Annotated in this window: 13 protein-coding genes; 9 read left to right on the top strand and 4 right to left on the bottom strand. The window is 71.0% G+C overall.

Translation table 11 applies throughout. The features are described from left to right. Positions 1-8: 8 nt before the first annotated feature. The 3 genes from AC5DRG_RS13520 (at position 9) to AC5DRG_RS13510 (ending at position 3,008) form a co-directional block, all read left to right on the top strand. Positions 9-704, top strand: a complete 696-nt coding sequence (locus AC5DRG_RS13520) for a uracil-DNA glycosylase (protein WP_491810550.1) — start codon at positions 9-11, stop codon at positions 702-704. A gap of 18 nt (positions 705-722) precedes the next feature. Beyond that, entirely contained in the window at positions 723-1,685 is a 963-nt protein-coding gene (pip, locus tag AC5DRG_RS13515) for a prolyl aminopeptidase (protein WP_491810548.1), read from the top strand. Between the two features lie 327 nt (positions 1,686-2,012). Continuing rightward, on the top strand, positions 2,013-3,008 hold the full coding sequence (locus AC5DRG_RS13510; protein WP_491810546.1) for a glycoside hydrolase family 6 protein: 996 nt from the start codon (positions 2,013-2,015) through the stop codon (positions 3,006-3,008). 2 nt (positions 3,009-3,010) lie between these two features. Here the strand turns inward: AC5DRG_RS13510 and AC5DRG_RS13505 are convergent, their stop codons facing one another. Beyond that, positions 3,011-3,433, bottom strand: a complete 423-nt coding sequence (locus AC5DRG_RS13505) for a RidA family protein (RefSeq protein WP_491810545.1) — start codon at positions 3,431-3,433, stop codon at positions 3,011-3,013. A gap of 40 nt (positions 3,434-3,473) precedes the next feature. Next, the gene (locus AC5DRG_RS13500; RefSeq protein ID WP_491810543.1) at positions 3,474-4,421 is read right to left on the bottom strand and encodes a GNAT family N-acetyltransferase; all 948 of its coding nucleotides are present in this window, start codon (positions 4,419-4,421) and stop codon (positions 3,474-3,476) included. Between the two features lie 129 nt (positions 4,422-4,550). Here AC5DRG_RS13500 and AC5DRG_RS13495 point away from each other — a divergent pair, with 129 nt between their 5' ends. Then, positions 4,551-5,312, top strand: a complete 762-nt coding sequence (locus AC5DRG_RS13495) for a nucleotidyltransferase domain-containing protein (RefSeq protein WP_491810541.1) — start codon at positions 4,551-4,553, stop codon at positions 5,310-5,312. 35 nt (positions 5,313-5,347) lie between these two features. On the opposite strand, the gene AC5DRG_RS13490 is transcribed toward AC5DRG_RS13495, so the two are convergent. Next, on the bottom strand, positions 5,348-5,560 hold the full coding sequence (locus AC5DRG_RS13490; protein WP_491810539.1) for a hypothetical protein: 213 nt from the start codon (positions 5,558-5,560) through the stop codon (positions 5,348-5,350). A 177-nt stretch (positions 5,561-5,737) separates the two neighbouring features. Here AC5DRG_RS13490 and AC5DRG_RS13485 point away from each other — a divergent pair, with 177 nt between their 5' ends. Continuing rightward, positions 5,738-6,469 (top strand): DUF7873 family protein, encoded by a 732-nt coding sequence (locus AC5DRG_RS13485; protein WP_491810538.1) that lies wholly within the window; start codon positions 5,738-5,740, stop codon positions 6,467-6,469. Positions 6,470-6,980: 511 nt separating this feature from the next. After that, positions 6,981-8,840, top strand: coding sequence for an FUSC family protein (locus tag AC5DRG_RS13480; RefSeq protein WP_491810536.1), 1,860 nt, complete (start codon positions 6,981-6,983; stop codon positions 8,838-8,840). A gap of 44 nt (positions 8,841-8,884) precedes the next feature. Here the strand turns inward: AC5DRG_RS13480 and AC5DRG_RS13475 are convergent, their stop codons facing one another. Next, positions 8,885-9,835, bottom strand: a complete 951-nt coding sequence (locus AC5DRG_RS13475; protein ID WP_491810535.1) for an endonuclease/exonuclease/phosphatase family protein — start codon at positions 9,833-9,835, stop codon at positions 8,885-8,887. Positions 9,836-9,967: 132 nt separating this feature from the next. On the opposite strand from AC5DRG_RS13475, the gene AC5DRG_RS13470 reads away from it, so the two are divergent. The 3 genes from AC5DRG_RS13470 (at position 9,968) to AC5DRG_RS13460 (ending at position 12,472) form a co-directional block, all read left to right on the top strand. Beyond that, on the top strand, positions 9,968-11,347 hold the full coding sequence (locus tag AC5DRG_RS13470) for an amidohydrolase (protein ID WP_491810533.1): 1,380 nt from the start codon (positions 9,968-9,970) through the stop codon (positions 11,345-11,347). A 97-nt stretch (positions 11,348-11,444) separates the two neighbouring features. After that, on the top strand, positions 11,445-12,134 hold the full coding sequence (locus tag AC5DRG_RS13465; protein ID WP_491810531.1) for a DUF899 domain-containing protein: 690 nt from the start codon (positions 11,445-11,447) through the stop codon (positions 12,132-12,134). A gap of 155 nt (positions 12,135-12,289) precedes the next feature. Then, entirely contained in the window at positions 12,290-12,472 is a 183-nt protein-coding gene (locus AC5DRG_RS13460) for a DUF8839 family protein (protein ID WP_491810530.1), read from the top strand. The last annotated feature ends 2 nt before the right edge of the window (positions 12,473-12,474 follow it).

Below are 12,474 nucleotides of genomic sequence, written 5' to 3'. Positions count from 1 at the left end.
TGGGCGGTATGGACAGCCTGGCCGATCTCGACGCCCGCGTCAGCCGGTGCGCCGCCTGTCCTCGGCTGGTGGCCTGGCGCGAGGAGGTCGCCCGGACCAAGCGCGCCGCCTTCGCCGACTGGACCTACTGGGGCCGGCCGGTCCCGGGGTTCGGGCCGCCCGACGCCCGGCTGCTGATCGTAGGACTCGCGCCGGCCGCCCACGGCGGGAACCGCACCGGCCGTATGTTCACGGGCGACCGTTCAGGCGATGTGCTGTACCGGGCGCTGTACGACGTCGGGCTGGCGTCGCAGCCCACCTCGGTGTCCGTCGATGACGGCCTGGAGCTCTACGGCGTGCGCGTCACCTCTCCCGTGCACTGCGCCCCGCCCGAGAACAAGCCGACGCCGGGGGAGCGGGACGCCTGCCGACCGTGGCTCGTGGAGGAGTTGACGCTGCTGCGGCCGACACTGCGGGCCGTGGTCGTGCTTGGCGCCTTCGGCTGGCAGGCCGCCCTGCCCGCGTTCGCGGCGGCGGGCTGGACCGTGCCCCGGCCGCGACCGGCGTTCGCCCATGGGGCGCGGGTGACGCTCGACGGCCTTGAGCTCTTCGGCTGCTTCCATGTCAGCCAGCGCAACACCTTCACCGGCAAGCTGACCCCCGCGATGCTGCGGGATGTGCTGCGTACGGCGGGGGAAACGGCGGGGCTGAAGGTGAAGTCGTAGCAGGGGTAGGGTCGTCCGATGCCCCTCTACCCCGAGATCGAACCGTACGCCCACGGCATGCTCGACGTCGGTGACGGCAACCATGTGTACTGGGAGACCTGCGGAAACCCGCACGGCAAGCCCGCGCTGGTGCTCCACGGCGGGCCCGGTTCCGGCTGCACCCCGTACTTCCGGCGTCTCTTCGACCCGGCCGCGTACCGGATCGTGCTGCTGGACCAGCGGGGCGCGGGGCGTTCGACACCGTCCGCCGCCGCGTACGACACCGACATGAGTGTCAATACGACGGCTCACCTCATCGCCGACCTGGAGCTGCTGCGGCGGCAGCTGGGGATCGGGCGGTGGCTGGTGTGGGGCGTGTCGTGGGGGTCGGTGCTCGGGCTGCGGTATGCGCAGATGTATCCGGGGGTGGTGTCCGAGCTGGTGCTGACGGGGATCGCCACCGGCTCCGATGCCGAAGTGGCGTTGCTGACCAGGGGGCTTGGGCGGATTTTCCCGGAGGCGTTCGAGCAGTTCGTGGGGGAGCTGGGGGTCGCGGAGCGCGGCGGGAATCTGGCCGCCGCGTACAACCGGCTGATCGAGGACCCCGATCCGGCGCTGCGGGCGCGGGCCGCGCGGGCCTGGACCGACTGGGAGACGGCGATCCTCCCGGCACCGCCGCGGTCGGTGGGGCGGTACGAGAACCCGGAGTTCCGGATGGGCTTCGCGCGCACGGTCACGCACTACTTCGGCAACGGTCACTTTCTCGGTGACGGGGGTGAGGAGGGCGTCGTCCTGCGTGACGCGCACCTGCTGAAGGGCATCCCCGGCACGCTGGTGCAGGGCAGCCTCGACTTCGGGAACCTGCTCGGGATCGTATGGCGGCTCCATCACGCCTGGCCCGCCAGCGAGTTGGTGATCGTGGACGAGGTCGGGCATGATGCCGGGGCTCCGGGGGTGGCGGAGGCGATGGTGGCGGCGACGGACAAGTACGCGAGGTCTTAGGGAACGAGAAGGGGTGCGGGACGGTGGGGGCTGAGGGCAGCGCCCCAAAGGGGCGCGGGGGACTGCGCGACCAGCCACGATGGCGCCGCAGCCGCCCGACGACACATCGCGGCATCCCCCATCGCGGCGCTTCCCGCGCAGCACCACCACCCCTCCGTCGGGGTGATCTTCTCGCGACCTGGCCGGTGGTACGCCGAGGCATGCGCGGGCGGCCCGCAAACTCCCGAGAGGACAAGTCGCCGCCCGGCTGTCGCTGATCCCGGTCCTTCATGGCGCTTGCCGGCGGCGGGAACGGAGTCAGCCGTGCTGCCCAGGTCGCTCAGGTCGGTGCCGCGAACGCTTCTCGTCGCGCTGCTCGCGGGGCTGTGCTGCACGGCGGCGTCCGGTGGCGCGCCCGAGCCGGGGGCGGGCTCAGGGCCCGTGCCGTTCTGGACCGACCCGGAGTCCCACGCGGCGCGGCAGGCCGCCGATTGGCGCGCGGTGGGCCGGACCGCGGACGCCGAGCTGATGGACCGCATCGCCGCCCGCCCCCAGGCCGAGTGGCTGAACGGTCCCGACCCCGGCCCCGTCGTCCGGGCCCGCACCACCGCCGCGGCCCGCGCCGGACAGATCGCCGTCCTCGTCGCCTACTACATCCCGAACCGTGACTGCGGCCAGTACTCGCTCGGCGGTGCACCTCACGCGGCCGACTACCGCGTCTGGGTGGACGAGTTCGCGGCGGCCCTCGCCGACCGCGGCGCCTACGTGATCGTCGAACCGGACGCCGTGGCCCAGGTGGTGGCCGGCTGCACACAGGTGGCCGCGAAGGAACGGTACGCACTGCTCGCCTACGCCGTCGACCGCCTCAAACGACAGCCGCACACCCACGTCTACCTCGACGCGGGCAACTCCGGCTGGATCCCCGAGGCATGGCGCCTGGTCGACGCCCTGAAGGCATCAGGAGTCGCCCGCGCCGACGGGGTCGCCCTGAACGTCTCCAACTTCCAGACGAACAAGGCGAGTTCCGCCTACGGCGACTGGCTGTCGAAGGACCTGGGCGGCAAGCACTACGTCATCGACACCAGCCGCAACGGCAACGGACCGTACACCGTCGCGACCGACACGACCGACGCGACTGGCACGACCACTGCGGACACGTGGTGCAATCCACCGGGCCGGGCCCTGGGCACGCCGCCGACGACGCGTACGGACACCCCCCTCCTCGATGCCTACCTCTGGATCAAACGCCCCGGCGAGTCCGACGGAACGTGCCGGGGCGGCCCGGCGGCGGGGCAGTGGTGGCCGTGGTACGCCTTGGAGCTGGCCCGCAACGCGCACGAGTGACGTCAGAGGCGTGACTCCTCAGGGACCTCAGGGACGACAGCCGTCGCCGTGATCTCCACCAGTTGGCCCGTGTACCCGAGACACGCCACCCCGATGAGCGTGGACGAGTGCGGGCCGTCGCTGAGACCGGACGCCTCGACCACCTCCCACACGGCGGAGAGCACCGCGGGTTCACTGCTCACGACGTACACATCGGTCGACAGCACATGCACCAAGTCACTGCCGACCGACTGCAGTTGCTCGCGGAGATTCGCGATGACCTGCTCTGCCTGCCGTACGGGATCCCCATCACCGACCAGCTTCCCGTCGGCGTCGAGAGGAACCGACCCGGCGAGAAAGGCGAGCTTCGTGCCGGCCTCGACGACGGAGGCGTGCGAGTAGGTGGGCGGCGGGAAGAGACCGGGGACGGTGACGCGCTGGATCAAGAGGCCTCCTGGGCCGGGCGGGCGGTGGACAACCCACCGATCATCCGGGCCCTCGACCGAGAACGCACCCGAATTTCCCCGGGTCCCCCTCACCGTACGGACTCTCCACCCGCCAGCCTCCGTCTCGCGCCACGCTCTCAAAGACCCCGATCTTGTACGCGAGCCCCTCCGGCTCTCCGATGTCGCACCAGCGGTGCGCCTTGGCCCACTCCTCCTCCCCTCGCACCAACGGCCGCCCCCGCACGGCCAGATGCAGCGCCAGCGTCGATCGCGCATAGAGACGCACGGCATCGCGCTTGTCCGGCATACGCCGGTACTGCTCGGTCTCCCGCAGGCGCAGCCGCCCCTCGTCGCTGCCGGCCACGAGCAGCGGAACCATGTCTCCCTCGGGGCCGGTCACCAGGAAGACCAACTCGCTTTCCAATTCGCGCACTTCGTACCGAGGCAGATAGGACAACCGCGCAAACCCCAGTGAGTGCTTCCACGAGGTGAGCCACAACCCGCGGTCGAGGTAGTAGCGGACGGTCTTCTGCCAGGTCCAGTGGGTGTCCAGCCGGAACCCGTACAGCCCTTCGGCGCGGCACGACTCGTACACCGTGTCGAGTACGGCCGAGGCGAGCCCCCGCCGCCGGGCGACGGGATGGACGTAGAGCGAGGTGACGCGCAGCGCACCCGCGCCGACGGGCCAGGTGTCGACGGCGACGGTGCCCATGGGGCCGCGCCTGTCGCCGGCCGGACAGATCCAGTACCTCCGGCTGAAGTCGTCGGCGTACCCGTCCTCGCGTCCGTCCGCGCCCAGCCGGAGACGCCACCGCTTCTCGCTCGACACGGTGAGCGAGTCCGGGTCGACGCACTCGCCGAGGGCGCCCTCGGCGAGTGAAGCGAGGTCCCAGAGGCCGAAGCGGCGGCCCTCGCCGAAGGTGACGGGGCGCAACTCGGGGTGGGCGGCGAGGCGTTCGTGCACGCGCAGGGCTTGATCGTCCTTCATGGGCCCGGAGCGTAGGGACGCGGCCGCCTGCCGGACGGGCGTTGCCGATGCCTCACCCCCACGCGCGTCCTCGTACAGAGGCACGGAATTGCGTGGAGGCGCGGCACCAGCGCTACGTACGCTGCGCCCATGTCCTCCTCCCTCACCGACTCCGCCTTCCTCGACACCACCGCCGAACGCCTCGCCGCCCTGCCTGCGGTCCACGCGGTCGCCCTCGGCGGATCCCGCGCCCAGGGCGCCGAACGGCCGGACAGCGACTGGGACTTGGCCGTCTACTACCGAGGCGACTTCGACCCCGCCGACCTCCGCGCCCTCGGCTGGGAGGGCGAGGTGTCCGAGGTCGGGGGCTGGGGTGGCGGGGTGTTCAACGGGGGTGCGTGGCTGACGATCGACGGGCGGCGGGTCGATGTGCACTACCGCGATCTCGACGTCGTAGAGCGGGAATTGGCGGAGGCGGAGGAGGGGCGGTTCCGGGTGGAGCCGCTGCTCTTCCATCTAGCCGGTATTCCCAGCTACCTGATCGTCGCCGAACTGGCGATCAATCAGGTGCTGAGGGGTGAGTTGCCGAGGCCGGCGGCGTATCCGGAGAAGCTGCGGCTCACGGCGGCGGAGCGCTGGCATGGCACCGGAGACGCCACCCTCATGTACGCCAAGGCCAACCACGCTCCCCACGGCCGTCTCACCGAGGTCGCGGGCGCGCTGGCCACGGCAGCCGCGCAGAACGGGCACGCCGTGCTGGCGGCGCGGGGGGAGTGGGTGACGAACGAGAAGCGGCTGTTGGAGCGGGCCGGGTTGCGAGCCGTTGACGACATCATCGGCGAGTTGCGCGCGGATCCCGAGGCGCTGTTTCAGGCGATCGCCGACGCGGAGGCGCTCTTCGCCGGGGCGTGACCGGCGGCCTTACGCCCTCGCAGCCGGGCCTGCTCTTACGCGCTCCCGTTCCCCAACACCGCCAACACCATGGTCGTAAGAGTGCACACCAGCGCGACGATGGCCCGGAGGCCGGCCAGCCCCGTCTTGTGGTCGGGGAACAGCTCACGTCCCGTCCGGCGGAGTCCCGGGCGTACGGCGAGGGTGCGTACGCGCTGCCACTTGAGCTGCTCGTAGCGGCAACCGCGCAGGATGCCGCGGCTGTTCATGCGGCAGGTCTTACCCTGTTTGCGGGTTGGGGCGCTGCAGGGGACCGGGGCCTGGAACAGGAACCACAAGAAGCTCAGCGCGAGGAGGGCGCACAGGAGCATGTCCGGCTCCGTGACGTGCTGAGCCCGGCAATAACCCATCGAACAACACCTGTTGCCGCTGTTAACGTCATCGACGTGGCGAAACTCAATCAGATCATCGCAGTCGAGAAGGGCATCAAGTCCAAGTCCCACCAGGACCTGACGGCCGCTCATCACGGGCTCCAGAAGCCCGCGTTGCTGGCCGGTATCTCGCGTACCTACCAGCCGAAGGACGAGGAGGGTGAGCAGTTGCCGCCCGAGTCGACTCGGGTCCAGGTGCAGGCCGAGGACGTGTTGCGGGAGACCGCGGCTACGCTCACCCGGCTGTTCGACGTGACCGCCACCAAGGACTGGGCCAACTGTGCCGCCCGCGCCGATGTGAAGGTGGACGGGCGGGTGCTCGTCGCCGACGTTCCCGTGTCCTATCTGCTCTTCCTGGAGAAGCAGCTCGTCGATCTCAACACCTTCGTGCGGAAGTTGCCCGTTCTCGACGCCTCCGAGTTCTGGGTGCAGGACCCCTCCACCGACGCGTGGAAGACCGAGCCGGTACGGACGCTGCGGACCAAGAAGGTGCCCCGCAACCATGTCAAGGCGGAGGCCACCGACAAGCATCCGGCTCAGGTCGAGGTCTACTACGAGGACATTCCGGTCGGGTACTGGACGACCGTGAAGTTCTCGGGTGCGCTGCCGGCCCGCCGAGTCAACGAACTTCTCGACCGTGTCGAGAAGTTGCAGCAGGCCGTGAAGTTCGCGCGCGAGGAAGCGAACGGTGTCGACGTCGTCGACCAGCGGGTCGGTGATGCCGTGTTCGGCTACCTGTTCGGGTAGCCTCCAATACTCCCCGGCCACCACGCAACACGGCCGGGGTGCGCGAGGAGCGCAAGCTGAAGCTGAAGTTTGTCGTGATGGGGCGGTCCGGACTCCGATCCGGCCGCGATCAATCTCAGACTCTCGCTCCAGACTCAGCATTCGCCGCCGATCGCCGGATCGACCGGGCCCAGGCCCCGGACGTCGAAATGCCGGTTCAAGTCCGGCCCGCACAGCTCGATGTGCGGTGGTCCAAAGGCAGGACGCGGCGACATAACGACTGACCTGGGTCCTCAAGCGTGCCGGCGTGCGATGAGGCGGCATCACAGGGCCCGGGGGCCGGCTACGCCCTCGGGTCCGCTCCCGTTTCCCGTTTGTGTTCATAAAGAACGCGGGTTCCGCAGGGGCTGTCACGTCCCCGAAACGTGTACGTTCCATTTTCTCCGGGAACCCGATCTACGGTAGTCACCACAGCCCACAGCCCGGCCACCGTCGCCCGAAGGCCCATCCCGCCTCGCCCGACAGGAGCCCCGTGCCGCCCCGCCCCGCGTTCGCCCTGCCCCCCTGGTTCGCTCACGCCCTGCGCGCCCAGCGTGGGCCCGTGCCCTGGAACGCGGTCGCGCGTGGGGCCCTCGCCGCCGGGCCAATTCTTCTCGGCGCCGTTCTTCTCGGCCGGACTCACCTCGGTGTCATCGCCGCCATCGCCGCCATGCTCGCCGGGATCAACGACCGTCCCGGCAGCCGGCGGGCCTCCGTCAAGCGGCTCGGGGTGCCGGCGTTCGCGGGTGCGATGGGGATCGTCGTGGGTACCTACGCAGGGCAGAACCTCGGAGCGGTCTTACTCACCCTCCTCCTCACCGTCACCGGGCTGTTCGCCGGCGGCATCAGTGCCATCGGGCCGGTCGCTTCCGGCGCCGGTACACAGCTGCTCGTCGCCTCCGCCATCGGGGCCGGGATGCCTTTGCCGGAGGAGGGGTGGCAGCGGGGGCTCGCCTACGTCGCCGGGGCCGGGTGGCTGCTCGCGCTGCGGCTGATCCTCCCCACGCCCGGGGCCACCTCCGGTGACTACCGGTTCGACGGCGAGCGGGACGCCGTAGCAGCCGTGTACGACGCCATCGCCGGGTTGCTCGATGCCGTCGGTACGGAGGATGCCGGCGGTCGGCGTGTCTCCCTCACCGCCGCTCTCGACCACGCGCAGGACGCCCTCACCGGGCCACGCCTGCGGCGGTACGCCAGTTCCGCGGCCGAGCGGCGGCTGCACGCGCAGTACGCCGCCGCGTTGCCCCTCGCCGAGGCCGCGACCGCGCTCGCCTGGGGCGGGGAGACCGTGTCCAGCCGGGCCTCCGAGGGGCCGAGGCGGCTTGCCGCCGCCGTGCGCGGCAACGCCCACACCGGGCCGCTGCCCGCGCCCAACCGCTCGGCGCCAGCCCTGCGCGCCCTCGACGACGCTCTTCTCCGTGCCGCCGAAACCTTCGACCGCAGCGACGGTCACCAGCACCTGCACACCCGGCGCCACACCGCCAAGGACCTGTTCCGCACCGCCTTCGGGGCCGGCGGGCGGGAGTACGGGCTGCGGGTCGCCCTCTGCTTCGGGGCCAGCGCGGCCGTGGCCCAGGCGCTCTACCACTCCCACTGGTACGGGCAGCACTCGCACTGGTACTGGCTGCCCGCCACCGCCGTGTTCCTGGTCAAGCCCGACCTCGGGCCGCTCGCGTCCAGGGTGCTGTGCCGGGCCGCGGGGACCGTCCTCGGCGCGCTCGTCTTCGCCGCCTTCGCCGCCGTACTGCCCCGCCCTGAAGGGCTCATCGCCCTCGTCGCCGTCAGCGGTGCCCTCATTCCCGTCGCCACCCGGCACTTCGCCGCGCAGACCGCCGTCGTCACCGTCCTCGTCCTCGCCCTCGTGATGGTCGGCGGCGAACCGCAGGCCTCCGCGAGTCGGATCGGCGAGACGCTGCTGGCCTGCGCGATCGTGCTGATCGTCGGGCACCTGCCGATGCCGGGGGAGCGGGGCGGGGCCGTACGGGCCCGGCTCGCGGCGGCCGGCGGCGCCGCGCACGCCTACCTCGCCCACGTCCTGAGCGAATCCGACGACCGCGCCGAACGCTGGAAGCTGCGCCGCGAGGCCTATCGCGCCCTCGCCGAAGCCCGTGCCGCCATCGCCCTCGCGGCCGCCGAACTGCCCTCCCTCGCCCGGCACTCGGAGGGCACGGACGCCGTCGCCGAAACCCTCGAACGGCTCGTCGACACGACCACCGCGTGCGCCGTGCACCTCGACGACACGGGCCGCCTCACCCCACGCCACACCGAACAGCTCACCGACCTCCTCGACGAACTCGCCGGGCAGGGAGAGGACGTGGGGCTACGGCCGTCCGAGGTTCCCCTCGCCGGGTAGCGCTAGTAGCGGTAGCGGCAAGCCGTACGTCCTCATCGATCCGTCTAGTCGATCCGCACCCACACCGGCGCGTGGTCCGACCCCGGCGCGCCCCGCCGCTCCGCCGGATCCGCGCCCACCGACGCCAGACGCGGCGCGGCCTCACTCGGCAGGCCGGTTCCCGCGGACGTCACGCGGTGGACCAGGTGGTGGCTCACCAGGATGTGGTCGATGAGTTCGCGGCGCCCGGAGTTGATGCGGGAGTAGCGCTGGTCGGCGGGGATGAGCGGGGCCACGTCCCACAGGCGGACCGCGTCGCCCTTGTCGGGCACGTCGAAGCCGGGTGTGTCGATCTCCGAGCCGGGCGGGCCGAGCAGGATCTGGGTGGTCGCCGCCTGCACCTCGTCGTTCATGTCGCCGAGGATCGCCACATCACGGGTGCGGCCCTCGCCGGCCAGCAGTTCGTCCGCCAGCGCGCGCAGCGCGGCCGCCTCGGCGGCCCGCCGGTAGAGGGCGTAGGCGCCGACGCGGGCCCGCTCGCCCTCGTCGCGCGGCTGGAAGCGGCCGTTCGGGTACGACAGCAGCTTCGACTTCAGATGGGCCACGGCCGCCCGCAGCGGACCGTGCTCGGTGGCGGCCTCCACCGCCAGGAAGCCGCGGCCCGTCTGCGACACCTCCAGGCCCGCGTCGTCCGCCTGCACCGGACGCAGCTTCGCCGGGAACGCGTTCGTGTCGGAGAGGACCTCGAAGGACGTACGGCCGATGAAGCCGACGCGGATGCCCCGGCTGTCCGCGAGCCGGGAGGTCGCGATGGACCAGCCGCTGCCCAGCATCCCCACCAGATCCCGCAGGGCCTCGGGGTCCCCGACCTCCTGCACGCCCAGCAGCGTCGGGTCGAGCTCGGTGATCACGGCGGCGAGGGCCGCGAGTTTCGTCTCGTAGTCGGCCTGGTTCTTGGGGCCGAATTCTCCGCCGGGGCGGTAGAGGTTCTCCAGGTTCCAGGTACCGACGAGCATGCCGGGCTCCTTCCAGAAGCCGTCAGGGCGTGTGGGGCAAGCGTGCTGGTGCGGGCCGCCGGGCGACAGAGGCGCGGCCGAGATGCGCGGTTCGGCTCACACGGGGCGAGGACACCGTCGTACGTTGGCGTGATGACCGACTCTCCGGCCGAGCTGATCATCACCGACTCTCCGGCCCAACTCGTCATCACCGGCTGCACCGTCCTCGTGCACGACGACCAGGAGCGGATCGGATTCGCCGAGGACGCCGCCATCGTCGTACGGGACGGGGTCGTCGACGCCGTGACCAGCGCCGCCGCCGCGGCGGACCTCGACGCCGTCGAGCGCGTCGACGCGCGCGGGCAGGTCGCCATGCCCGGGCTCGTCAACTGCCACACCCACGCCCCGATGGTCATGCTGCGCGGGGTCGCCGAGGACCTGCCCACCGAGGAGTGGTTCAACGACGTCGTCTGGCCGATGGAGTCCAACCTCACCGAAAAGGACGTGGAGTTGGGCGCGCGGCTGGCCTGCGCGGAGATGATCCGCGGTGGCGTCACCTGCTTCGCCGACCACTACTTCTCGATGGACGCGGTCGCCGCCGCCGTCGCCGAGTGCGGAATCCGCGCGCACCTCGGCGAGGCCTACTTCTCCTCGCAGGGTGCCCAAGGCCGGGAGAAATCCCTGGAGTTCGCGCTACGGCACCGGGGCAGCGCCGACGGCCGCATCACCACCACCCTCGCCCCGCACGCCCCCTACACCGTCGACGACGCCGACCTCACGGCCACCGCCGAACTCGCCCACTCCCACGGCCTCCCCGTCCACATCCACGCCGCCGAGAACCGCGACCAGTCCGACACCAGCCTCGCCCGCTACGGCCGTACGCCCATCGAAGTCCTGGAGCGCACCGGGCTCCTCGCCACCGACCTGCTCATCGCCCACGGCACCGGCATCGTCGAGCGCGACCTGCCCGTCCTGGAGCGCGCGACCGGACGTATCGGCGTCGCCACCGCACCCCGCGGCTATCTGAAGTTCGCCTGGCCCACCACCACACCGGTACGGGCCCTGCGCGACATCGGTGTCCCGGTCGGACTCGCGACGGACGGCGCCGCCTCCAACAACTCCCTGGACGTGTGGGAGTCGATGGCGCTCACCTCGCTGGTCCAGAAGTCGACCGAGGGCGACCCGCGCTGGCTGACGTCCCGTCAAGCCCTGCACCACGCCACGCTCCAGAGCGCGCGGGTCGTCGGGCTGGGCGGCGAGATCGGCAGCATCGCACCCGGCCGCCGGGCCGACATCATCCTCGTCGACCTCACAGGGCCGCACACCCAGCCGGTCCACGACCTGGCCGCGACCCTCGTGCACAGCGCCCGCGCCGGCGACGTACGCACGACGATCGTCGACGGGCGGATCCTGATGCGCGACCGTGAGCTGCTCACCCTCGACGTGCCCTCCGTCGTACGGGAGTTGGGGGAGCGGCTGCCGGCACTCGTCGACCGGAGTCACGGCAAGCGCATCCAGGACTACGACACCTGAGGCTCGTAAGGACGCACCAAAAAACTTCTGGGCACAGCGATGAGTTCCGCTCCCCCCACCGGTCCACCCCCAGACGGACCGCTGCACAGGAGGAGCCATGTCGCTTCCGGAGATCGTCTCGCGTGCCGAGTGGCGTGCGGCGCGCGAGGAACTGCTCGTCAAGGAGAAGGCGGCCACACGCGCGCGTGACGCGCTGAACGCCGAGCGGCGCGCGCTGCCGATGGTCGAGATCGACGCGGAGTACGTGTTCGAGGGCGGTGACGGCAAGGCGACCCTGCTCGACCTCTTCGAGGGGCGCGGCCAACTCGTCGTCTACCACTTCATGTTCGCCCCGGAGTGGGAGGCGGGCTGCCGTAGCTGCTCGGCGTTCCTCGACCAGATCGGGCACCTGGCGCATCTGAAGGCACGCGGCACGTCGTTCGCCGCCGTGTCCCGGGCGCCGTACACCAAGATCCTGCCGTTCAAGGCGCGCATGGGGTGGACGCTGCCCTGGTACTCCTCCTACGGCAGCGACTTCAACCGTGACTTCGAGGCGAGCCTGGAGCACGAGGGGGAGCTTGTCGAGCGGCCCGGCATCAGCTGCTTCCTGCGGGACCGCGACCGTGTCTTCCACACCTACTCGACCTATGAGCGCGGGCTCGACGGGCTCGGCTCGACCACGATGTTCCTCGACCTCACCGCGCTGGGGAGGCAGGAGGCGTGGGAGGAGCCCAAGGGGCGCGCGTCGGCTCTCGGGGCGCCTGCGGGCAGTGAGCGCATTCGTTATCACGACGAGTACGACGATTAACACGGAGTGTGACCGAAAACCCCGAAAGACTGAGAGAGTCCTCACACCGTGCGGTGGACGAGTGTCAACTACGTCTCAGTACCGTCACTTTGCGAGGCGTTCACCCCATCTTTGGCGTTTAACTCATTGAGTACAGCGCGACATGGAGGTGCAGGGTGAACGGGCGAACAGTGCTTGAGCGCTTTCCCGCAGGCGGGCCGCGTGGCTCGTGGCCGGCGGAGGAGTTCGCACAGGCGCGGCGTCGGGAGGGCCAGGCCGCGGAGGTCGTCATGGACCTCGCCACCGACACGTTCCTGGTGATCGTGCGCAGCGACGCCGCGATGGGCGTGGCCGCGTGACC

The sequence above is a fragment of the Streptomyces sp. JLBG701 genome, assembly GCF_058544905.1.
The sequence above is the reverse complement of the archived record's forward strand: the minus strand, read 5'-3'. Positions and strand labels throughout refer to the sequence as shown.